This is a genomic window from Kitasatospora sp. NPDC032150 (assembly GCF_055579945.1).
In genome coordinates, this window is the sequence record NZ_JBVIMH010000003.1 from 239,088 (window position 1) to 261,068 (window position 21,981).

Annotated in this window: 19 protein-coding genes; 6 read left to right on the forward strand and 13 right to left on the reverse strand. The window is 72.0% G+C overall.

Annotated elements, in window-relative coordinates:
* Nucleotides 1–273 precede the first annotated feature (273 nt).
* From ACZ5ON_RS05325 to ACZ5ON_RS05340, 4 genes are all read right to left on the reverse strand, one after another.
* The gene (locus ACZ5ON_RS05325) at nt 274–660 is read right to left on the reverse strand and encodes a pyridoxamine 5'-phosphate oxidase family protein (RefSeq protein ID WP_465585785.1); all 387 of its coding nucleotides are present in this window, start codon (nt 658–660) and stop codon (nt 274–276) included.
* Between the two features lie 102 nt (nt 661–762).
* Complete coding sequence (locus ACZ5ON_RS05330) at nt 763–1,509, reverse strand: response regulator (protein ID WP_465585787.1); 747 nt, start codon at nt 1,507–1,509, stop codon at nt 763–765.
* Nucleotides 1,510–2,140: 631 nt separating this feature from the next.
* A complete protein-coding gene (locus ACZ5ON_RS05335) occupies nt 2,141–3,400 on the reverse strand; it encodes a globin domain-containing protein (RefSeq protein ID WP_465585789.1) in 1,260 nt (419 codons plus the stop codon).
* Nucleotides 3,401–4,030: 630 nt separating this feature from the next.
* Nucleotides 4,031–5,227, reverse strand: coding sequence for an MFS transporter (locus ACZ5ON_RS05340; protein ID WP_465585791.1), 1,197 nt, complete (start codon nt 5,225–5,227; stop codon nt 4,031–4,033).
* Between the two features lie 101 nt (nt 5,228–5,328).
* On the opposite strand from ACZ5ON_RS05340, the gene ACZ5ON_RS05345 reads away from it, so the two are divergent.
* The 3 genes from ACZ5ON_RS05345 to ACZ5ON_RS05355 all read left to right on the forward strand — a co-directional run bounded on the left by ACZ5ON_RS05345 (nt 5,329) and on the right by ACZ5ON_RS05355 (nt 9,388).
* Nucleotides 5,329–5,649 carry an ArsR/SmtB family transcription factor gene (locus tag ACZ5ON_RS05345; protein WP_465585793.1) on the forward strand — a complete coding sequence of 107 codons (321 nt, stop codon included), beginning with the start codon at nt 5,329–5,331 and terminating at the stop codon, nt 5,647–5,649.
* 403 nt (nt 5,650–6,052) lie between these two features.
* Complete coding sequence (locus tag ACZ5ON_RS05350) at nt 6,053–7,936, forward strand: APC family permease (protein ID WP_465585795.1); 1,884 nt, start codon at nt 6,053–6,055, stop codon at nt 7,934–7,936.
* 96 nt (nt 7,937–8,032) lie between these two features.
* Nucleotides 8,033–9,388 (forward strand): DUF2254 domain-containing protein, encoded by a 1,356-nt coding sequence (locus tag ACZ5ON_RS05355; protein WP_465585797.1) that lies wholly within the window; start codon nt 8,033–8,035, stop codon nt 9,386–9,388.
* A 139-nt stretch (nt 9,389–9,527) separates the two neighbouring features.
* Here the strand turns inward: ACZ5ON_RS05355 and ACZ5ON_RS05360 are convergent, their stop codons facing one another.
* Together ACZ5ON_RS05360 and ACZ5ON_RS05365 are read right to left on the reverse strand one after the other, a co-directional pair.
* Entirely contained in the window at nt 9,528–10,628 is a 1,101-nt protein-coding gene (locus ACZ5ON_RS05360) for a PP2C family protein-serine/threonine phosphatase (protein ID WP_465585801.1), read from the reverse strand.
* 159 nt (nt 10,629–10,787) lie between these two features.
* Nucleotides 10,788–11,741: a pseudouridine synthase gene (locus ACZ5ON_RS05365; RefSeq protein ID WP_465585803.1), complete on the reverse strand. Its 954-nt coding sequence runs from the start codon at nt 11,739–11,741 to the stop codon at nt 10,788–10,790.
* A gap of 178 nt (nt 11,742–11,919) precedes the next feature.
* Between ACZ5ON_RS05365 and ACZ5ON_RS05370 the strand changes: the two genes are divergently transcribed.
* On the forward strand, nt 11,920–12,393 hold the full coding sequence (locus ACZ5ON_RS05370; RefSeq protein ID WP_465585805.1) for a hypothetical protein: 474 nt from the start codon (nt 11,920–11,922) through the stop codon (nt 12,391–12,393).
* Nucleotides 12,394–12,615: 222 nt separating this feature from the next.
* On the opposite strand, the gene ACZ5ON_RS05375 is transcribed toward ACZ5ON_RS05370, so the two are convergent.
* Nucleotides 12,616–14,145, reverse strand: a complete 1,530-nt coding sequence (locus ACZ5ON_RS05375) for a helix-turn-helix domain-containing protein (protein ID WP_465585807.1) — start codon at nt 14,143–14,145, stop codon at nt 12,616–12,618.
* Nucleotides 14,146–14,240: 95 nt separating this feature from the next.
* Here ACZ5ON_RS05375 and ACZ5ON_RS05380 point away from each other — a divergent pair, with 95 nt between their 5' ends.
* Nucleotides 14,241–15,446, forward strand: a complete 1,206-nt coding sequence (locus ACZ5ON_RS05380) for a cytochrome P450 family protein (protein ID WP_465585810.1) — start codon at nt 14,241–14,243, stop codon at nt 15,444–15,446.
* Between the two features lie 117 nt (nt 15,447–15,563).
* Complete coding sequence (locus ACZ5ON_RS05385) at nt 15,564–16,244, forward strand: YoaK family protein (RefSeq protein ID WP_465585812.1); 681 nt, start codon at nt 15,564–15,566, stop codon at nt 16,242–16,244.
* A 182-nt stretch (nt 16,245–16,426) separates the two neighbouring features.
* On the opposite strand, the gene ACZ5ON_RS05390 is transcribed toward ACZ5ON_RS05385, so the two are convergent.
* From ACZ5ON_RS05390 to ACZ5ON_RS05415, 6 genes are all read right to left on the reverse strand, one after another.
* Nucleotides 16,427–17,323 (reverse strand): helix-turn-helix domain-containing protein, encoded by an 897-nt coding sequence (locus ACZ5ON_RS05390; RefSeq protein ID WP_465586121.1) that lies wholly within the window; start codon nt 17,321–17,323, stop codon nt 16,427–16,429.
* A 215-nt stretch (nt 17,324–17,538) separates the two neighbouring features.
* Nucleotides 17,539–18,420 carry a ribonuclease BN gene (locus ACZ5ON_RS05395; protein ID WP_465585814.1) on the reverse strand — a complete coding sequence of 294 codons (882 nt, stop codon included), beginning with the start codon at nt 18,418–18,420 and terminating at the stop codon, nt 17,539–17,541.
* A 169-nt stretch (nt 18,421–18,589) separates the two neighbouring features.
* Nucleotides 18,590–19,801, reverse strand: coding sequence for a threonine--tRNA ligase (gene thrS, locus ACZ5ON_RS05400; protein ID WP_465585817.1), 1,212 nt, complete (start codon nt 19,799–19,801; stop codon nt 18,590–18,592).
* 222 nt (nt 19,802–20,023) lie between these two features.
* Nucleotides 20,024–20,668: a hypothetical protein gene (locus ACZ5ON_RS05405; protein WP_465585819.1), complete on the reverse strand. Its 645-nt coding sequence runs from the start codon at nt 20,666–20,668 to the stop codon at nt 20,024–20,026.
* Nucleotides 20,665–21,660: a WXG100 family type VII secretion target gene (locus ACZ5ON_RS05410; RefSeq protein ID WP_465585821.1), complete on the reverse strand. Its 996-nt coding sequence runs from the start codon at nt 21,658–21,660 to the stop codon at nt 20,665–20,667. The genes ACZ5ON_RS05405 and ACZ5ON_RS05410 overlap by 4 nt, the downstream gene beginning before the upstream one ends.
* Nucleotides 21,660–21,971, reverse strand: a complete 312-nt coding sequence (locus ACZ5ON_RS05415; protein ID WP_465585822.1) for a type VII secretion target — start codon at nt 21,969–21,971, stop codon at nt 21,660–21,662. The genes ACZ5ON_RS05410 and ACZ5ON_RS05415 overlap by 1 nt, the downstream gene beginning before the upstream one ends.
* Nucleotides 21,972–21,981 lie beyond the last annotated feature (10 nt).

A 21,981-nucleotide genomic window follows, 5' to 3' on the forward strand; every position in this document is an offset into this window, starting at 1 on the left:
GTCACCCGCTTGATGACATCACCGAGACCGATCTCCTCGTCCGCGGCGAAACCCGGCAGGCGGACGTGGTGCGCTGCCCGTCCGGCTGCGTCGTCGGACCGGAGCCTCCTCGACAGTTCCACCACCCCGCCTTCGGCACCCCGGGGCCGCTCCGCGAAGCCACGGCGGCCCACCTACGATCGTCCTCTCCCCGGCCCAGCGGCGCATCCCGGCCCAGCGGCGCATCCCGGGCGCGTGGCGCGGTCGCGGAACCCCGGGCGCAGGGGGAGCGGATCAGTGACGAGTAGCGCTCAGGGTACGGCCCGTGACCAGCTCCGGCCGGATGCGGATCTCGACCTGTCCGGAGTGCGCCGTACGGTCCGCCGCGGCGTTGCCCGGCAGCGTGATCACCCGAGCCGGGCCGAGGACGGTGACGGACCATCCGCTGCCGTCCACCGTGTCGACGTGGTCCGCCTCGAACGCGACCAGCGAGCCGTCCACGGCCCGCGCCAGGGCCTCACCGCCGTCCGCCCGCAGGACCACCCCGTGCTCGTCCAGCCGGAACCGGGCGGGCAGTACGGCCGGCAGCGCGCCGACCGTGTAGACGACGCGGCCCACCGACGCGCTCTCCAGCAGGGCGAGGCACCGCTGCTCGGCGAGCCAGGGGAGTTCGGGTTTCATGTGGTTCGGTCCTCGGGGGGCGAAGGGCGCGCAGGCCGGGGCGGTCTGCCACCGCACGGGCGCCTGGCGCCTCGCCTGCGGAACCGGCGCGGCTCCGCGGGGTCAGCGGCGTGCCAGGCCCCCGCCCGGTGCGGGACGGGAAGGACGGTCAGGGGTGCCGCGTCCGACGGAGGACGGGGACTGGCTGCCCTGAGTGGCGATCACGGCGGCCTGGACCCGCCGCTCCACACCGAGCTTGGCGAGCAGCCGGGAGATGTGGTTCTTGACGGTCTTCTCGGCGAGGTACAGCCGTTCACCGATCTGACGGTTGGTCAGTCCCTCGCCCACCAGCTCCAGGATCTCCTGCTCCCGGTCGGTCAGTGCGGGCAGCACCGGTCGGCGGGGCGCCTCGGACTCGCCGCGCAGCCGGGCCATCAGGCGGGTGGCCGCGCCGGGGTCGAGCAGGGACTGACCGGAGGCCACCGTCCGGACGGCGGAGACCAGATCCGTGCCGCTGATCTGCTTGAGCACATAGCCGGCGGCACCCGCCATGATCGCGTCCAGCAGGGCCTCCTCGTCGTCGAAGGAGGTGAGCATCAGGCAGGCCAGCTGGGGCATGGTCGAGCGGAGCTCCCGGCACACGCTGACCCCGTCGCTGTCGGGCAGTCGGACGTCGAGCACCGCGACGTCCGGCCGCAGTGCGGGCACCCGGGCGAGCGCCTGCTCCGCCGTGGCGGCCTCCCCGATGACGGTGAGTCCGGGCTCGGCGTCCAGGAGGTCCTGTACGCCTCGGCGCACCACTTCGTGGTCGTCGAGCAGGAAGACCCGTACAGTCCTCTCGGCACCAGCGCGCTCCGTGCCGTCCGGCATGACCCAACTCCGTTCCCTGCGTGTGCCCGCCCTGGTGGGGGCCACTGCATTGTCTCCGGAGCCGGGGGCCGCCGACAGGGCCACAAGGCCCTACTCGACGCCGGTCCGCCGCCGTCCTCGCGACCGGGGGCCGGCCTGCCTCGCCGCCGTCCTCGGGACTCGCGCTCGGGCGGCTCTCACCCGGACCGGGTGCGCGGCGGGGCCCAGTCGCCCGGCCGCGCCGGACGTCCGCCAGGTGGGCCCGGCCTCCACCTCGGTGGCCGGGCGCGGAGTTCGGGCCGGATGTCGGCGGTGGGCCCGCTCGGCAGACTGGTCATCGGCGATCAACCTCCTCGGTCGCTGACCAGGCTGTCCGACCGGGAACCGCGAGCCGAGGGCCGAACGTCCCTCACCCGCCGAGTCGTTCGCCCCCGGTCGGACGCCGCCGACGGCGACACCCGGCCCGCCCCGCCGGGACCTTCGACGCCTGCCGTCGCCGATCCCGGGAACGCAGAGTGGTACAGCCATCCGGACCGAGAGGACTGACGACACCATGGCCACCCGCCACCTGTACTGGCTCGCCCGCCGCTGCCTGATGCGGATGCTCTCCTGGCAGCAGTGAACCCGGCTCAGCCCCCTGCGCCGGCGACGGTCAGTCCCGAGCGGCGGCGACGAGCGGATCGTGGTGGATCCGGTCGGCCGGCACCCCCGAGGCGAGCAGTGCGGCCCGCACGGCGCCGACCATGCCCGGCGGACCACTGACGTAGGCGATGTGCTCGGACCAGTCGCGTCCTTCGCCCAGTACGTCCGGCAGCGGTCCCGGCCCCGGCTCGGACCCCGCCCCGCCCCCGGTCACCGGAGTCACCTCCAGCCAGGGGAACCGCTCGGACAGCCTCGCCAGAGCCTCCCGGTCGTACAGGTCCGCCTGGCTGCGGGTGCCGACGAACAGGTGCGCCCGCTGCCCCCGCGCCCGCCGCTCGGTCAACTCCCCGAGGATCGCCTTCAGCGGGGCCAGGCCCGTGCCGCCGGCCACCAGCAGCACGTCCCTGGGGTCGTCCACCGCCGTCATCGCACCGCGCGGCGGCCCGAGCCGGACCGCGTCCCCGGCCCGGGTCCGTTCCACCAGCGCCTCGCTCACCCCGCCCGCGGCCGTCCGGCGGACGTGGAACTCCAGCACGCCGTCCGGCCGGGGCGCGCAGGCCATCGAGTACTGCCGCCACGTGTGCGGCAGCAGCGGCGACTCGATGGTCGCGTACTGCCCGGCCCGGTACGGGTACGGCTGGCCCGTCCTGATCCGGAGCACCGCGACATCCGGCCCGCGACGCTCGTGCCCGACCACCTGGCCGTGCCAGTACGGCGGTTCGGTGATGGCCGACTCCGCCCCGTCGACCATCGCCTTCACCGCGAACCGCAGCATCCGCAGCCACGCCTGCTCCAGCTCCACCGACCAGCCGGCCCCCGCCCGGCTGCGCAGCGCCGTCGCCAACGCCTCCTCGAACGCGTGGTAGTGCGCCGGCCACACCCCGAGCTTGCGGTGGTCGCCACCGAGCTGGCGGAGCACCGCGAGCACATGGTCGAGGCGGTGCAGGTTCTCGATCAGATACCTGAACATCCGCGCCAGGTGGTCCTGCTGGAACTCCATCGACTCCGGAAAGAGCGCGCGCAGATACGGCCTGCGCTGGAACATGAACGCGTAGAGCTGCTCGATGAGGACGTCGAACGGTGCCACCAGGTCCAGTCGGCTCATGATCAGCTGCTGGTCGCCGTGACCGTCGTACGCCGTCCCGCCCGGCGCGATGGCAGGCCGCGCGGCGAACGGCCCCTCCGGGCTGAGAATCTGCCGGCGCAACCGCATCGCATGGTGCCGGGCAAGCAGTCGGTCGTACTCGTCGGTCCTGGTGTTGATCTTCATGGCGCGAAAGCCTAACGCGCCGTCAACTTCCTTGAATTCATGGCCTGTTAGGCCCTGGCACAGCGAGGCCGAACGGCCCTTGACAGTGGTCGGCGCGTCGTTCCGCGCTTCGCCGTGCCGCACAGCGGCCCGCATGCTCGCTCGTGGTGTGGCGAACCCCGGCCTGGCGTCGGGGCGGTGGTTCCTGTGTGCTACCCGGGTTGGGCGAAGGTCGGGCCGCGGACGCGATCTCCAGCGAATCGTGGAAGAAATGAGGGCCCCTGGTGCACCACCAAGGCCGACCCGTCCCTGTCCGACATGGTCGCCAAGCTCCGCCGGGTGATCATCGCCGCCCGATTTACGCCCAACAGCCCAGGTGGACCCACAGATGAGGAAACCCGCGCCGTCCGTCACGCCTGGGCCGCAGTCAGCGCAACCTGATCACCCAGATCTGTCAGAACGTCGAAAGCCGAGATGTTCACCGGCGGACGGTATTTTCTGCGGTTCGTCCGGGGGCTGCTGCAGGAGATCTCTCCGATGTAGCGGGGGGACGGACTTGGGTGACCGGCCGGACGGCCCGTCCGTTCGGGTGCGTCCGAGCGATGAGCCGCCCCGGTGCCGGGGGCACGGCGGCTCATCGCGGAGCGGTGCTCAGGCGCCGGTGGTTGCCCTGCGGGGTTCGCTCGGCGCGAGGGGTGCGGCATGGGAGGGCGGTGCCGGGCGGACCCGGGCGGCGGTCACCGTGGCGCCGAGGGCCAGGACCACGGCCCCGAGCGGGAACCAGCGCTCGCCGAGGAGTGCGATGAACGCGCTGCCCGCGGCGCCGCCCGCGGCCGTGCCGAGGTAGAGGGCGCTGCTGTTGAGGGAGATGAGCAGAGGAGCATTGGCCGGGTCGATGGAGGCGAGCCGGTGGGGGAGGGCGACGGAGACCGACCAGCCCGCGATCGGCGTCACGACCGCGTAGGCCAGCGCGCCCGGCATGGTCGCGGCGGCCCAGGGCAGTGCCGCGAAGGCGAGCGCGGCGACCGTGCTGCCGACCAGTAGCACCCGGCGGGCGCCGAGCCGGTCCACCAGCCTGCCGCCGAGCCAGCTTCCGGCGACCGAGGCGACGCCCGTCACCAACAGGATCAGGCTGAGCCGGCCCGGGGCGCCGCCGGTGGCCGGGTGCACGGCGGTGGCGAGATAGATGTAGACGGACTGGAAGGCCAGGAAGAAGACCAGGGTGGTGGCGGCCGCGCCGAGCACACGGCGGTCGCCGAGCGGGGCGAACCGGGCCCGCAGACCGGGTGCCGTGGTGGACGGAGCGGGCAGGTCGCGCAGCATCAGAGCGATGCCGGCGAAGGCAGCGGCGCCCAGGGCGGTGACGAGCCACATGGTCAGCCGCCAGTCGGTTCGCCCGACCCAGGTGCCCAGCGGCACGCCGAGCGCGGTGGCGACGGTCATCCCGCCCAGCACCGTGGCCAGCGCCCGTCCGCGCCGCTCGGGCGGGACGACGGCGGTGGCGACGGCGTTGGCGGTCGGGGTGTAGAGCGCGGCTCCGGCGGCAGCCAGCGCCCGGGTGGCCAGCAGGAGGCCGTACGTCGGGGCGAGCGCGCTGAGCGCGTTGGCCACGGTGAACACGGTCAGTGCGGTGAGCAGCAGCCGGCGGCGCGGCCAGCGTGCGGTGAGCGTGGCGAGCACGGGGGCCAGCAGGGCGTAGGCCAGCGCGAAGACGGTGACCAGCTGGCCGGCCGCCGCGACGGAGACCCCCAGGTCGTCGGAGACGCGGCCGAGTATCCCGGCCATCACCATCGAATCGGTTCCCATGGCGAAGGTGCCGAGGGCGAGCAGGAGCAGGCGGAGGCGCACGGGTTCCCTCCCGGAGTGGCGTGCGGTCGATCGTTTGATACTCGTCAAACAATATGAATTGGTGGATGATTGTCAAACAGTCGTACCGAAGGAGGGCCGCCATGGCGGATGAGCTGCTGCCGCAGCCGGACACCGCGGACATCGAACTCGTCAAGGTGCTGCACGCCCTCGGCGACCCGGTGCGGCTGCGACTGCTCGCCATCTACGCCGACGGCGCGGAGCACACCTGCGACCCCCGCGGGCTCGGCCTCGAACAGCTCCACAAGTCGACCGTCTCCCACCACATGCGGGTACTGCGCGAGGCGGGCATCACCTCCACCAGGAGTGCCGGACGCAACCGCTTCGTCCGGCTGCGCCGCGACGACCTCGACGCCCGCTTCCCAGGCCTGCTGGACGCGCTGCTCGGCTCCCTCGAGGGCTGACCCGACCATTCGGGACCCCGGCGGAGGGGCCCGTTGTCGGAGCCGGGTGGGAGAATGTCCGGCGCACGGTGCCCCATGGCGGACGGCCCGGATCGCCGGGGACTGTGACCAAGTCGTGAGATTCCGGCTGCGCCCCTGTCAAGACCCGGGCGGCCACTGGCCGTTCGAGTACCGACTCGGTCGTTCCGAGCTGCGGATCAGGCCCGGTGGCACCGGTGGATGGGCCTTTGACTATCGGGGATCCGAGCGATGGTCGCATACTCTGACCTGACCGTCTTTCCGGCGGGAAGATCTTTTACAGGCACGGGAGTACACGGTGGTCACCCCAGCACCGGTCGGTCCTGGCTCCACACCGACGGCGCGGCAGCGCTTTCGCGCGTGGATGCTGGAGGGCCTGTCCGACATGGCCAAGCATCATCCAGGGCCGCACGCCCAGGCCCCCGAGGCCCACAAGGGGCAGCGGTGGTGGAAGGTCATGTGCCTGACCGGCCTGGACTACTTCTCGACCCTCGGCTACCAGCCGGGCATCGCCGCGCTGGCGGCCGGCCTGCTGTCCCCGGTGGCGACGATCGTCCTGGTGCTGGTGACCCTCTTCGGCGCGCTGCCGGTGTACCGCCGGGTGGCGCAGGAGAGCCCGCACGGCGAGGGCTCGATCGCCATGCTGGAGCGGCTGCTGTCGTTCTGGAAGGGCAAGCTGTTCGTCCTGACGCTGCTCGGCTTCGCCGCGACCGACTTCCTGATCACCATCACGCTCTCGGCGGCCGACGCCACCGCCCACCTGGTGGAGAACCCGCACCTGACCGGTACCTTGCACGGCCACCAGGTGATCATCACCCTGCTGCTGGTCGCCCTGCTCGGCGGGGTGTTCCTCAAGGGCTTCACCGAGGCGATCGGGCTGGCGGTGGTCCTGGTCGCGGTCTACCTGGCGCTGAACGTCGTCGTCGTGGTGGTGGGCCTGTACCACGTCATCGCCGCGCCGCACGTGATCACGGACTGGTCCAGCGCACTGACCGCCCAGCACGGCAACCCGGTGATCATGATCGGGGTGGCCCTGGTGGTCTTCCCGAAGCTGGCCCTCGGCCTGTCCGGCTTCGAGACCGGTGTGGCGGTCATGCCGCACATCGAGGGCGACCCCGACGACACCGAGGAGCGGCCCACCGGGCGGATCCGCGGCACCCGCAAGCTGCTGACCGCGGCGGCAGTGATCATGAGCGCGTTCCTGATCACCACCAGCTTCATCACCACCCTGCTCATCCCGGCCGATGAGTTCCAGACCGGAGGGAAGGCCAACGGGCGCGCCCTGGCCTACCTGGCGCACCAGTACCTCGGCGGGGCGTTCGGCAGCATCTACGACCTCTCCACCATCGCCATCCTCTGGTTCGCCGGCGCATCGGCCATGGCCGGCCTGCTCAACCTGATGCCCCGCTACCTCCCGCGCTACGGCATGGCCCCGCACTGGGCCCGCGCGGTGCGTCCGATGGTGATGGTCCTCACCGCCGTGGCCTTCCTGGTGACCTGGCTCTTCGACGCCGACGTGGACGCCCAGGGCGGCGCCTACGCCACCGGTGTCCTGGTGCTGATCAGCTCGGCCGCCATCGCGGTGACGATCGCCGCCCGCCGCGCCGGCCAGCGCGGCTGGACCGCGGCCTTCGCGGCCATCTCGCTGGTCTTCGTCTACACGACGGCGATCAACGTCGCCGAGCGCCCCGACGGTGTGAAGATCGGTGCCTGCTTCATCGCCGGGATCATCCTGGTCTCGCTGCTCTCCCGGCTGGCCCGCGCCTTCGAACTCCGGGTCACCAGCGTCAACTTCGACGACACGGCCGAGCGGTTCCTGCGGGACTGCGCCCACCGGACGATCAGGCTCATCGCGAACGAGCCCAACAGTCGCGACGTGGCGGAGTACCGCGACAAGCTCCGCCAGATCCGTGCCGACAACGACCTCCCGGCGGAGGACGACCTGGTCTTCGTGGAGGTCACCGTCCGGGACCCGTCGGACTTCGAGGCCGAGCTGACGGTACGCGGAGAGGTCATGCACGACCGCTACCGGGTGCTGGCGCTGGAGAGCTCCAGCGTCCCCAACGCCCTGGCGGCCCTGCTGCTGCACGTCCGGGACCTCACCGGCCAGCAGCCGCACATGTACTTCGAGTGGACCGAGGGCAACCCCTTCGCCCAGTTCCTGCGGTTCTTCCTGTTCGGCCAGGGCGAGGTCGCACCCGTCACCCGCGAGGTGCTCCGCGAGGCCGAACCCGACCGCAACCGCCGCCCCCGCGTCCACGTCGGCTGATCCCGCGGCCCGCCGGTCGGCGCCGGTGCGAACGGCGCCGACCGGGCCCGGAGGCTAGGGTGGAGGAGTTCAACCGGGCCTGGTCGGGGACTGGTGGTGGGCGATGTGATCCGCTGGGTCCACCTGGAGTCGCAGTGGCGCCGAGAGGCACTTCGGACCAATCTGTGGGTCGTCCCGACACTGGAGGTCGTCCTCGCCGGCGGCCTCTTCGCCGTCACCTGGGTGCTGGACCGGGCGGCGTACCGGGGCGCGCTGGCCCTGCCGCCCTGGGTGATCAGCGGAACGGCCGACGCGGCCCGGCAGATCCTCGCCGCCATCGCGGCGGCCCTGATCACCGTGGTCGGCGTGGTGTTCTCGATCATGATCGTGACGCTCACGCTGGCCTCCACCCAGTTCGGACCGCGGATGCTGCGGACTTTCATCCGCGACCGCACCACTCAGCTCACCCTGGGCACCTTCGTCGGGACGTTCGTCTATGCGATCCTCGCGCTGGTCTCCATCGGCCCCTCCTCGTACGGGGACTTCGTCCCGCACCTGTCGATCACCGTGTGCATGGTGCTGGTGCTGGCCGACCTGGCGGTGCTGATCTACTTCATCCACCACATCGCCACCTCCATCCAGTTGCCCCGAGTGATCGCCAGCATCGCGGCCGAACTGTCCGAGGCGATCGAGGCGGGCGCGGGGGAACCGGAGTGGGAGGGCGAGGTCGAGCGCGGACCGTCGGCGGCCGAGCTGCACATCCGGCTGGACGAGTCGGGAGCGGCGGTGCCGGCCCCGGCCAGCGGCTATCTGCAGTTCATCCGCCACCGCACGCTGGTGCGCATCGCCACCGAACTCGATGCCGTCATCCGGCTGGACCACCGCCCCGGGCACTTCCTGGTCCAGGGACACCAGCTGGCCACGGTCTGGCCCGCCGCGGCGGCGCCCGAGGTGGCCCGCAGCTTCGCCCGGGCCCACATCACCGGCCCCTCCCGTACGCTCGCCCAGGACATCGCCTTCGCGGTCGACCAGCTGGTCGAGATCGCCATCCGGGCGCTGTCGAGTGCGGTGAACGACACCTTCACCGCACTGACCTGCATCGACTGGCTGGGCGAGGGCCTGTGTCGGATCGCGGCCGGCTGGCAGCCCAACCCGGTCCACCGGGACGAGGCGGGCCACATCCGGGTGATGGCGGTGCCGGTGAGCTACGAGCGACTGGTCCAGCGTGCCTTCGAGAAGATCCGCCAGGCCGGCCACGGCATGCCGGCGGTACTGATCCGGCAGCTCGACGCACTCGCGCAGATCATGGCGGAGACCACCACCCCGGAGCAGCGCCGGGTCCTGCTGGAGCAGGCCGATATGATCGACCGGCTGAACGCCGAGACGGTCACCGAAGCGGCCGACCGCGCCGACGTCCACCGCCGCTACCTGGCCGTGCTCGCGGTCCACGCGAGCCTGACCGAGCAGCCCTGACCCGCCGGCTGCCGTCCGGCGGCACGAAGGACCCCTCGGGCGGAGTCTCACGGCGTAACGGCGCTGGCGGTTCGGACCAGGCCGCGCCGCACACACCTCCTCGCGGAACAGGGAGGTCGGCGGCGGCCGGTCGGTACGCTCAGTCCGAGCGGCGGATCGCAAGCAGGGCGGCGTCGTCGTCGAGGCCGGCACCGACGTGGGCGTGCACGTCGGCGATGAGGTGGTCCAGCAGGGCGCCGGGGTCCTGCTCGGGCAACTGGGCCAGCCGCTGGGCGATGGGATAGAACCGGCCGTCGGGGTCGCGGGCCTCGGAGATGCCGTCGGTGTGGAGCAGCAGCAGATCGCCCTCGCCGAACCGCACCTGGCCGGCCCGGTAGCGTCCGCCGGTCAAGTTCAGCAGGGCCAGCGGTGGAGCGTCGACCGGCGGTCGCACCTCGCTCACCCCGGTGGCGGTCCGCAGCAACGGCGGCGGGTGGCCGCAGTTGACCACCCGGACCGGGCCCGCTCCCTGCGGGACGTCGAGCAGCACCGCCGTGACGAAGTCCTCGGAGCTCAGGTCGCGGCGCAGCGCCGAGTCCAGCCGGGTCGCCACCTCGGCCAGGTCGTCCTCGGCCCTGGCGGCCTCGCGGAACACCCCGAGGACGTCGGCGGCCGTCTCCACCGCGATCAGCCCCTTGCCCCGGACGTCGCCCAGCAGCACCCGGATCCCCCTCGGGGTGCGGACCACCTCGTAGAGGTCGCCGCCGATCCTGGCCTCGGCGGCCGCCGCCAGATACCGCACGGCGATCCGCAGCGGGCCCACCCGCGACGGAACCGGCCGCAGCAGTGCCCGCTGGGCGGTCTCCGAGACGGTGCGGACCTGGCGCAGCTCCCGTTCGCGCGAGGCGACCAGTGCGACGTTCGCGCTGCTTATCAGCGCGACGGCGAGCACCGCACCGGCGGCGGTGGCATGGACGGCCGGGGACACCAAGGGATTGGTGAAGACCAGGAGCAGCACCACCATCGTGGTGAGGACCCCGGCCAGCAGCGGTACCAGCGCCCGCCGGGTGCCCACCCCGGCCAGTACCGGGACCGCCGTCAGCACGGGGGAGAAGGTGGACTTCGGCCCGGTCGCGAGATCGAACGCGACGGTCGCCGCGGTCACCACGGCCCCGGCCAGCACCAGCCAGCGGAAACCCACGGGCGAGAGCGGCACGGAGCGCGGCGGCCGACCGCGGATGCCCCCGGCGTCGTCGGACACTGCGGCCGCCCTTCTTCCGGACGGCCCCACCTGCCGGAGCCGTTCCCTTTCTCCTACTGTTCACCACCCGGCGCGGGTCTGCGACAGGGAGCGAGGCGGCGCGGGCCCGGGGCCCGATGCCGTCAGCCGGGAGCCACTGTCGACGCCCGTACGGCCCGCTCAGGCGGCCACCCGGTCGGCCGGTCCCCCGGAAGGGGTGGGCCAGCTCTCCAGGGTGCGCCGGCTGCGGAAGCTGTGCCGCTCCCCGGTGACCGGGTCGGTGAACTCCAGAGCCCTGGCCAGCAGTTGCAGCGGGGAGCGGAAGTCGTCCAGGGCTATGCCCGGGACGATCTCCGGGTAGAGCGGGTCGGACAGGATCGGCACGCCCAGGCTGCACATGTGCACCCGCAGCTGGTGAGTCCGGCCGGTCACCGGGGTGAGGCGGTAGCGGCCCAGCGCACCCCGGGTCTCGGCCAGTTCGATCCGGCTCTCGCTGTTGGGCGGGCCGGGGACCTCCTGGGCGGTGAGGACGCCGTGCTCCTTGACGATCCGGCTGCTCACCGTGCGCGGCAGGTCGAGCGCCGGATCGTAGGGCGCGACCGCCTCGTACTCCTTGCGCACCCGCCGCTCCTGGAACAGCCCCTGGTACGCGGCCCGGTGCTCGGGCCGGATGACGAACATGGCGAGGCCCGCGGTCAGCCGGTCGAGCCGGTGCGCCGGGCTGAGCGTGGGCAGGTCGAGCTCCCGGCGCAGCCGGGCGAGCGCGCTCTGGGTGATGTGCTGTCCGCGCGGTGACATCGCCATGAAGTGCGGCTTGTCCGCGACCACCAGGTTCTCGTCACGGTGCAGCACCGTGATCGGAAACGGCACCGGGGCCTCGTCGGGGAAGTCGCGGTGGTACCAGAGGAAGGCACCCGGTGCGTACGGAGTGTCGGGTGCGATCGGTCCGCCCGTCCCGACCACTGCGCCCTCGCCGAGCATGGCGTCGATCACCGACGCCGGTACCGGCAGCCGGTCGACCAGGTGGTCGCGGACCGTGGCCCACACACGGTCCATGGGCAGGCGGAGGCGGACCGGGTCGATGCCCAGTCGTTGCGGCAGGGGGGCGGGCGGTGCCTTGGTCTTGCGTCTCATCGCGGGTCAGCGTAGCGGTCGGCCGGGAGCGCGGGCGAACCCAATCCAATAACAGGCCGATCGCATACCCACTTGTGAATGTAAATAGGACTATTTCTGGGATTCGAGAAAGGTATTGCGCTGTCGATCAGTGCGGATATTTAATTGTCCCGCCCTGCTTCTCATGGAAGGAAACACGGTGTCCAAGTTCCGGAATTACTTCTCCGTCGCGCTCGCGACCACCGCGCTCGCCGTCGGCGGCGTGCTGGCCGGCAGTGCGTACGCTTCCGCATCTGCCGCGACCGGCCACGGCGTACGGGAGGTCAAGAGCGTCAGGAGCGATTCCCACTTCTACCCGCCGGCCACGCTGCACAAGAACCAAGCGTGGACTTCCGGGAACGGCCGGACGGTGCTCCGGGTCCAGGAGGACGGCAACTTCGTGCTCTACAAGGACGGCAGGCCGGCCTGGCAGGCCCCCGGCGCCTGGCCGAACGGCGACGCCGCGGTGATGCAGGAGGACGGCAACTTCGTGCTCTACGACCGGAACGGCCACCCGCTCTGGGCCTCCAACACCTGGCACCGGGGCGCCTACGTGGCCGTGCAGGACGACGGCAACGTGGTCGTCTACGACCACAACAACCGTCCGGTCTGGGCCACCAACACCGGGGACTGACATCGACTCCCCGCGTCACTGAACGGCCGTCGGCCTTCGCGCCCCGATTGATTCGGGCGCGAAGGCCGACGTGCCGATTCCCGGAATTACGTACCGGGGTGCTCTGAATCCGCAGTCGCCGATGCGTCGGGCTCCGGCGTCCCCGGGCTCCGCCACCCCGGCGGACGTCCAGGCTCCCGATGTCCCCGGCCCCAGGCGCTCCGGGGCCGGGGACATGCGGGCTCAGATGTCGCGGAAGGTCTCGATCTTGGCGCCGACCGAGTTCAGTCGCTCGGCCAGGTCCTCGTAGCCGCGGTTGATGACGTACACGTTGCGCAGTACGGATGTGCCCTCGGCCGCCAGCATCGCCAGCAGGATCACCACCGCCGGGCGCAGCGCGGGCGGGCACATCATCTCGGCCGCCCGCCAGCGCGTCGGCCCCTGGACGAGCAGCCGGTGCGGGTCCAGCAGCTTGACGTCGGCGCCGAGGCGGCCCAGCTCGGTGAGGTAGATAGCGCGGTTCTCGTAGACCCAGTCGTGGATCAGCGTGGTGCCGTGGGCGGCAGCGGCGATCACCGCGAAGAACGGGATGTTGTCGATGTTGATGCCCGGAAAGGGCATCGGGTGGATCTTGTCGATCGGTGCGGTGAGCTTGCAGGGGCGCACGGTCAGATCCATCAGCCGGGTGCGGCCGTTGAGCGCCGGGTACTCGGAGCTGCGGTCGTAGTCCAGACCCATCTGCTCCAGCACGGCGAGCTCGATCTCCAGGAACTCGACCGGCACCCGGCGGATCGTCAGCTCGGAGGAGGTGACCACGGCGGCGGCCAGCAGGCTCATCGCCTCGACCGGGTCCTCGGCGGGCGCGTAGTCGACGTCACAGGTGATCTCCGGCTTGCCGTGCACGGTGAGGGTGGTGGTGCCGATGCCCTCGATCCGCACGCCCAGCCGCTCCAGGAAGAAGCACAGGTCCTGGACCATGTAGTTCGGGCTGGCGTTGCGGATCACGCTCACCCCGTCGTGCCGGGCGGCGGCCAGCAGGGCGTTCTCGGTCACGGTGTCGCCGCGCTCGGTCAGCACGATCGGCCGGTCCAGCGAGACCGCGGGCGAGACGCTGGCGTGGTAGCTGCCGCCGGTGGTGGCCACGTCAAGGCCGAAGCGGCGCAGCGCGGTCAGGTGCGGCTCGACCGTTCGGGTGCCGAGCTCGCAGCCGCCGGCGTACGGGATCTCGAAGTGGTCGGCGCGGTGCATCAGCGGGCCGAGGAACATCAGCACACTGCGGGTCCGCCGGGCGGCCGCGACGTCCATGGCCGCCAGGTCCAGCTCAGCGGGTGGGGTAAGTTCCAGATCGCGTCCGTCGTTCAGCCAACGGACCTTGACGCCGATGCTGGTGAGGACGTCAAGGATGCGATAGACCTCCTCGATCCTGGCGACCTCCCGGAGGGTGGTCCGACCGGTGGTCAGCAGCGAGGCACAGAGCAGCGCGACGCAGGCGTTCTTGCTGGTGCGGACGTCGATGGAGCCCGACAGCCGGGTGCCGCCGGCTACCCGCAGGTGCATCGGACCCGCGTAGCCGAGCGAGACGATTTCGCTGTCCAGGGCCTCGCCGATGCGGGCGATCATCTCCAGGCTGAGGTTCTGCTTGCCCTGCTCGATCCGGTTCACCGCACTCTGACTGGTGCCCAGGGCCTCGCCGAGCTGGGCCTGAGTCAGGCCTCGGTGCTGACGGGCATCACGGATGAGCTTGCCGATGCGCATGAGGTAGTCGTCGGTCACGCAGCAGACCATATCTCATATTTGAGATACGGCAGGCGCGGGGTGGCTCCGGAGTCGACACCGGGCGCCGTGCCGCAGCCCCTAGGCTGACCCTCATGGCGACCACTCTTCCCGAGCCCGCGCCGGCCACCGTCGGCGTGACCGAGCTGCTCCAGGACCTGTACGGCGGCTACGCCGCACTCCGCGCGACCGCTCCCGTGCAGCGGATCACCGGCCCCGACGGACTGCCGTTCTGGCTGGTCACCAGGTACCAGGACGTCAAAGACCTGCTCGCCGACCCGAGGCTCTCGCTCGACAAGCGCCATGCCCTCCCCGGCAACTACCGAGGTCTCGCGCTGCCACCGACCCTGGACGCCAACCTGCTCAACATGGACCCGCCGGACCACACCCGGATCCGCCGTCTGGTCTCCCAGGCGTTCACGCCACGGCACGTCGAGCAGTTGCGCGCCCCCATCCAGCGGACCGCCGACGACCTGCTCGACCGGATCGCCCCGCTCGGCCGCGCCGACCTGGTCGCCGACTACGCCGGCCCCTTCCCGATCGCCGTCATCTGCGACCTGCTCGGCGTCCACCCCGAGGACCGGCGCGACTTCCGCGCCTGGACCGACGCCGTCATCACTCCGGACCCGTCCCGTCCCGAGCGGGCCGGGGCAGCCGTCGCGGCCATGCTGGAGTTCTTCTCCCGGCTCATCGCACGCAAGCGCGCCGAGCCGGGCGAGGACCTGCTGTCGGCGATGATCACCGCCCGGGACGAGGGCGACCGCCTCAGCGAGGACGAACTCACCTCGCTCGCCTTCCTGATCCTCTTCGCCGGCTACGAGAACACCGTCCAGCTCATCGGCAACAGCGTCCTCGCCCTGCTCGACCACCCCGAGCAGCTCGCCGAACTGCGCCGCGACCCCGCCCTGCTCCCCGCCGCCGTCGAGGAGCTCACCCGCTACGACACCCCCGCGCCGCTGGCGATCCGCCGCTTCCCGCTGGAGGACCTCACCATCGGCGACGTCACCATTCCCGCCGGGGAGACGGTGCTGCTCTCCCTCGGCTCGGCCAACCACGACCCGGACCACTACGAGCAGCCCGACCGGCTGGACCTCCGACGCCGGGACAGCGCCCACCTCTCCCTAGGGCACGGGATCCACTACTGCGTCGGCGCGCCCCTGGCGCGGATGGAGACCGGCATCGCCATCGCCACCCTGCTGCGGCGCTTCCCCGAGCTGGCCCTGGACGTCCCGCGCGACACCCTGCGCCGGCGGCCCTCGATCCGGGCCCGGGGGCTGCTGGCCCTTCCGGTGCGGTTCTGACCCCAAGCGCCTGGCCGGCCGGGCCGTGCTCTCGACAACCACCCGGCCGATCGGACGGGCGCCAACGCGCCAGGCGCGCCGCCCCCAACTCGCAAGCCGTGCTGAGAACATGGGGGGATGAGTGGGAAGCCGACCGGTGCCGGGGAGTCGCTGCCGGCCGTCCTGATGGTTCTGACCGTGGTCAGCGGCTTCCTCGACGCGGTCAGCTTCCTCGGTCTCGGCAGGGTCTTCACGGCCAACATGACCGGCAACGTGGTCCTGGTCGGCTTCGCGGCGGCGGGCGCGCCGGGGTTCTCGGCCGCGGCCTCGTTGACCTCGCTGGCGGGGTTTCTCGTGGGCGCCTTGGCGGCCGGACGGTTCGCGGTGGCGATGAACTCCCACCCGGCGCACCGGTGGTTCGGCGGAGCGCTGGCGGCGGAGGCGGTGCTGACCGGCCTGGCCGCCGCCGTCGCGGCGCTGGCCTCGGATGAGGCGGGCCGCTACGCGGTGATCGCCGTACTCGCGGTGGCCATGGGCATCCGCAACGCCTCGGTGCGCAGGGTGGCCGTCGCCGACCTGACCACCACCGTGCTCACCATGACGCTGACCGGCCTGGCCGCCGACTCGCGGCCGGCCGGCGGCACGGGCCCGCGTTCCGGGCGCCGGGCCGGGGCGGCGGTAGCGATGGGGCTCGGCGCCTTCCTCGGCGCCGGGTTCCAAACGCACCACGGAGTGGCCTGGTCGCTGCTCGTGAGTACCGTCGTGGTCACGGCGTTGGCCGTCGGCTACGTGGCCCACGGTGAGCTCACCGTGCGCTGACCCGCAAGGAGCCGGCCCGGGTGCGCGGGAGAGCCAGCCGGGCCGAGGGGGAGCGGGCCAGGGCGCCGCACGGTGCCTGGGCAGGACGATCACCTGTGGGATGTGGGGGTAGGCGATCGAGCACGCCGGGCCGGACACCGTGCGGCACACCGGTGGGCCGTCGGGGATCACTGCCGCCAAGCCTATGCCGTACCGGGTGCGGTGACGATGGACTCGATTCGGGGATCATGGTGGTTTCCTCCACCCCGGCTGCGGTACTCGCCCGGTGAGAGGCCGGTCTCGCGGCGGAAGAACCGGCAGAAGTACGCGGGATCGGCGAAGCCCGCCTCCTCGGCTATCTGTCGTACCGTCAGATCCGTTCGCAGGAGCAGCCGTTGTGCCTCGAGCGTCTGGCTGCGCCGGATCAGGCTGCCCGGGGTCAGGCCCAGCGCCGACTTCACGATCTCGCTCAGGTAGCCGGCCGAGATGCCCAACTCCCGTGCGTACGAGCGCACCGAGCGTTCCGCCCGCCCCGGTCGGGCGATCAGGCGGGTGAACTCGGCCACCAACTCGGCCGGTCGTCCGCCGACCCGGTCCTCGGCCGCCGGGGCGTCGACCGTACCGGCCGCCGCCCGCAGTGCCCACACCGACAGCACGTGCAACTGCGAGCGCAGCACCCCGGCGTACCCCATCTCGGCCGCCCGGTACTCCCGGGCCATCGCCTCGATCAAGTCGCCGAACCGCCGCGCCGCTCCCTCGTCCAGACTCAGCCACGGGCGGCGGCTCAGCTCGCGAAGCACCGCACCGTCCTCGGGGTGGGCCAGTAGGAACTCCTCGTTGAAGAGCATCACCCAGCCGTTGACGTCGTCGGCGTCCTCCCAGTGGTGGACCTGGCCGGGGGTGATCACGCACAGGTGCGGCGGGCGCAGTGGTCTGCGGGCCAGGTCCACCACGTGGCAGCCGGAGCCGTCGGCGATGTAGACGATCTCGTAGAAGGAGTGCCGGTGCGGAAAGGCCGCCCGTGACAGCGGGCCGATCGAGTCGAAGGAGCCGATCGCGAACGGCGGTACCTGCGGGGCCGGTACCTCCAGTACGTGCAGCGGGACCGCGAGGTCCCGCACCCCACCCGGCCCGGGGCCTCGGGTCTCGCGTGTCCGCTCCGCCACCGAGTGCCGTGCGGGCCGCTCGTCAGCCCACTGCCCGGCCGTCGGCTTCCCGGCCGGGCCCAGGACGGGACCTGGCTCCAACGATCGCTCCATCGCAGCAGTCTGCGGGCACCGCCGGGGGGCGTCCACCCCGCCAGGCGGTGGCCGTCTCACTCCGCGGGGTCGGCCTGCTCCTTCCGGTGCTGCTGGTGCTCCCAGAGGGCGTGGCCCGCCAGGGCGCCCGCGAAGACCGCGAAGCCCACCCCGACCAGCCAGGACTGCACCACCAGCACCGTGCCGATCACGCCGTAGGAGAGCGCGTTGGAGATGATCAGCGGGCGGAAGACCAACTCGGAGAAGAACCGCAGTCCGACCAGCGCCAGTACCGTCAGCGCGGAGCCGGGGAAGAGCGCCCGCCACGGCACCCGGCCGCCGAGCAGCAGCCACTTGGTCCACCAGAAGAACAGCAGGCCGCCGCCGAGCGCGGTCGCGAGCCGGAGCGCGGGCTGGGCCGGGCTGGATTGCCAGGGCACGCCGGCCCAGGAGGCGACCAGCAGGAAGCCGACCAGCCCGGCGAGCCCGATCGCCTGCCGCCAGACGGCGTGCCAGGCGGCCGGGGGCAGCCGCCAGACACGTTCGTAGCCGGTCTGCACGGCCGCCATGAAGGAGATGCCGAAGACGCTGGCGACTGCGAGGCTGAGCGCGGTGGTGGTGCTGAGCGCCTGGGTCGGGGAGGAGAACAGGTCCCGGACCTCCTGTGCGGAGCGGCCGGAGAGTCCGAGCCCGTCCACCACCCAGCCGGCGAACCCGGCCCCGTGCACGGGGGAGGCGGCGGCGACCACGATCAGCAGCGGGACGAGGGTGACGAAGCCGAGGGCTGCGAAGCCCATCGCCCGGTGCATCAGCTCCATCTCGCGCCCGTGGCGCCAGATCCGGTGGACCGCGATCCGGATCGCTCCGTGCCTGGGCAGTGGTCCGGTGAGCGCGCTCGCCCCGGTCCGGCGGTTGCCCCGCGGCCCGGGCCCGGCCGCGCGCTCGGGTGCTCCGGACATGGTCACCGATCACCTCCGTCCCCAGACTCTCATCCGGCACCCGCCCGGGCCCGGCCGGACACGGCTCGCCGCCCGTCCGGAGCCGACCGCTCTCCGCGGAGCCGCATGTCCACCCTGGCTGCCCGGGCCTTGGGGCGGTGTGTCCGGAAAGCGGCCGTGAGCCCTCCAGTCACCAGAGGTCGGTGCGGTGTCCCGATACCAACTCGCCGATGTGCGAGAGGACTTCACCGGCCGGTCGCGGATCGAGCCTGCGGCCGTCCCGTAGCCGCAGCGCGATCTCGTCGACGGCCGCCTCGCGGGCGCCGATGACGGCCTGGTACGGGACGAGCCGGGCGGCGCGGATCCGGGCGCCCAGGCTTCCCTGTGCCGGGCCGGCCGACTCGGCGCGCAGTCCCCGCTCCAGGCAGCGCTCCACGAAGGCCGCGGCCGCCGGGGCCTCCTCCTCCGACACCGGGAGCGCCACCACCTGGACCGGTGCCAGCCAGGCCGGGAAGGCGCCGCCGTGCTGCTCGATCAGGTGGGCGACGGCCCGCTCGACGCTGCCGATGATCGCCCGATGGACCATCACCGGGCGGTGTCGAGCGCCGTCCGGGCCGATGTAGCCGAGGTCGAACTGCTCCGGCTGGTGGAAGTCGACCTGAACGGTGGACAGGGTCGCCTCCCGGCCGGCCCCGTCCGCGATCTGCACGTCGATCTTCGGGCCGTAGAAGGCCGCTTCGCCCGCCACCGCCTCGTACTCCAGCCCCGAACTCCCCAGCACCTCGGTGAGCAGCGCGGTCGAGCGCTCCCACAGCTCCGGCGCGGCGACGTACTTCCCGCCCTCGCCCGGCAGCGACAGCCGGATCCGCGCCGGGGTGATCCCCAGCGCCCGGTAGGCGCGCCGGATCAGCTCCAGGGCCGCCCGTACCTCGTCGGCGACCTGGTCGATGGTGCAGAAGACGTGCGCGTCGTTGAGCTGGATCGCCCGCACCCGGGTCAGCCCGCCCAGCACCCCGGACAGCTCCGAGCGGTACATGCCGCCCAACTCGGCCACCCTGAGCGGGAGTTCGCGGTAGCTATGGGCCCGGGAGCGGAAGATTACTGCATGGTGCGGACACAGGCTCGGGCGCAGCACCATCTGCTCACCGCCCAGGTCCATCGGTGGGAACATGTCGTCGCTGTAGTGCGACCAGTGTCCCGAGATCTCGTAGAGCTCGCGCTTGCCGAGCGCGGGCGAGTAGACGTGGCGGTAGCCCGCCCGGCGTTCCACCTCGCGGATGTACTCCTCCAGGCTGTGCCGGACGGCGGCGCCCGCGGGCAGCCAGTACGGCAGACCGGAGCCGATCAGCGGGTCGGTGTCGAAGAGGTCCAGCTCGCGGCCGAGCTTGCGGTGGTCGTGCATGGGTGGTGGTCTCCCTGTGATCGGGTGGGGCGGGCGACCACGGGATCCACACGACGAAGCCCCGGGGCACTCGCCCCGGGGCTTCGCGGTAGGAACACGAGTCAGCGCGCCGGGACCGAGTCCGGCGTCGTCGTCAGGTTCACAGCGCGCTTCATGCGATCAACGCTAGCAGCGATCATGCCGCTCGGACAACGGTGTTCACCGCTCCGTGGCCCGGCGCCGTCAGCGCAGCACGTCGGCCAGCTGCGGCACCAGCTCCGGTCTGGACAGCTCGAAGGCCAACCAGGAGCCGTCGCCGAACTCCAGGTCCAGCCGGCAGCGTTGCCGGGCGGGATGCCGCTCACCCCGGCGCCGGTACGTGCCGTGCGGCAGCTCGGCGATCACCTGGGCGTCGTACGGTTGGTCGTGCACCCGGCTACAGGTCAGCAGGAGCAGCCGATGGCTGGTCACGGCCAGGGCGATGCGGGTGCTGAGTTCGGCGGGCGGCCGGTCGCCGGAGAGGTAGTAGGACACGAGCAGACGCCCGGCCGCGCTCTCCCAGTCACCGGACCAGGCGCCGCCGTGGAACCTCCGCCGGATCGCCGGGTAGACCCGGTTCTCCACCCACTCCGCCGCGGCCTGGAACCAGGTGGGCGGCCAGAGCCAGACCAGGAAGCCGAAGGCCCGCTCCAGGCCGCCCGCCTCGCGGTCGGGCTTCGGCAGGTAATCGCGGGGGAGGGCGGGAAGCAGGCCGTCGAGATAGCCGGGAGCCGCGGCCAGGAGGGTCTCCCCCGGTCGCAGGTGGGCCGCCGCGACGGGGTGCAGCCAGGCGGCCCCGGCGGGTGCCGGGGCCGGGGCCCCCTCCGGCGGGAGCTGGGAGGTGCTCACCCGAACGCCTCCTCGATGCGGCCGCGGTCGACGTGGTACGGCTCGGGCTCCTGGGTGCCGTGCGGGTCCAGCGAGCGCTGTCCGGTGTCACTGGTGAGGAACTCCTTGAGCGGGTCCTTCCAGTTGTTCTCCATGCCGAGCCCGTGCTCGACCGCGCCCAGGGTGTGCTCGCCGAGCTGACCGGCCACCACATGGTGCGCGAGCCGGTCCCGGAGGCTGAGGCCATTGGGGTTCTTGAGCATGCTGCCGTTCTGACGGATCACCTTGGCCGCCGCCCGGACCGCCTGCCGCGCCTTCTTGATCTCCTCGACCGACTTGCCGGCCCGTTCGGCCGCCTTCAGCTCCTTGACCGCCTCCATCAGCTCGCGCAGGGTCTTGGCCAGTCCCGCCGAGACCTTCTCGATCTTCGCGATGTACACGGTCACCTCGGCCTCGCTGACCAGGGCGTCCACCACGGTGGCAAGGCCGGCCGTGAACAGGTCGAGGATGAAGCTGGTCGCGAGCATGCCGACCAGCAGGTCGATCAACTCGGTGATGAGGTGGATCACCGTCTCCTCGGCCAGCGCGCACTCCGCGGCCGCCTGGCCGAGGATCCCGGCCGTCTGGGCCATGTCCTCGGCGGTGCCGTCCATCGCCTGGACGATCTCACCCATGTGCCGCCCGAAGGCCTCCGAGGCCTGCCCGTGCCAGTTCGCCGAGAGCTGCCGGGCGCCGGACCGCAGGTCGTCGGCGACCTTCTGCATCTCGACCGCCTGCCGCTGCCAGTCCTTGGCGGCCTCGGTGAGCAGTTCCGGGGCTCCGGTGACCTTTTCGAGCAGTTTGATGGCGCCGGTCTGCTCCAGCGTCCACTGTACGGCGTCGTCCAGGGCGCCGTCGATCCCGCTGCGATCGGGCTTCTTGGCCTCCTGGATCTGTGGCGGCGTCAGATGACCGGGCTGCTGCGCCCACTGGTACGCCTCGCCGCTGTCGGCGGGTCCGCCGGGGTCGATCATCAGGCACCCCCGCCCATGGCGCCGCTGGTGGCCGACTCGGCGTCGCGGTAGTTGCCGCTCGCGCCCGTCAGCCCCTCGACGGTCTCCCGCAGTAGGCCGTCCAGGTCCAAGCAGTCCTGCACGTCGGCGTCGGAGTGCTCCTGGTAGGCCGAGTGCAGGTTCTGTGCGTCGGGCAGCAGGCCGAAGGCGCCCGAGGGGACCGAGATCGAACCGATCGCGCTCATGATCTGCGACACCCGCTCGGCCGCGTCCTCCACCTGTCTGGCGTAGACGTCGAGGGCGTCGGGCTGGACATGATATCCGTCTGACACGCTTCCCCCT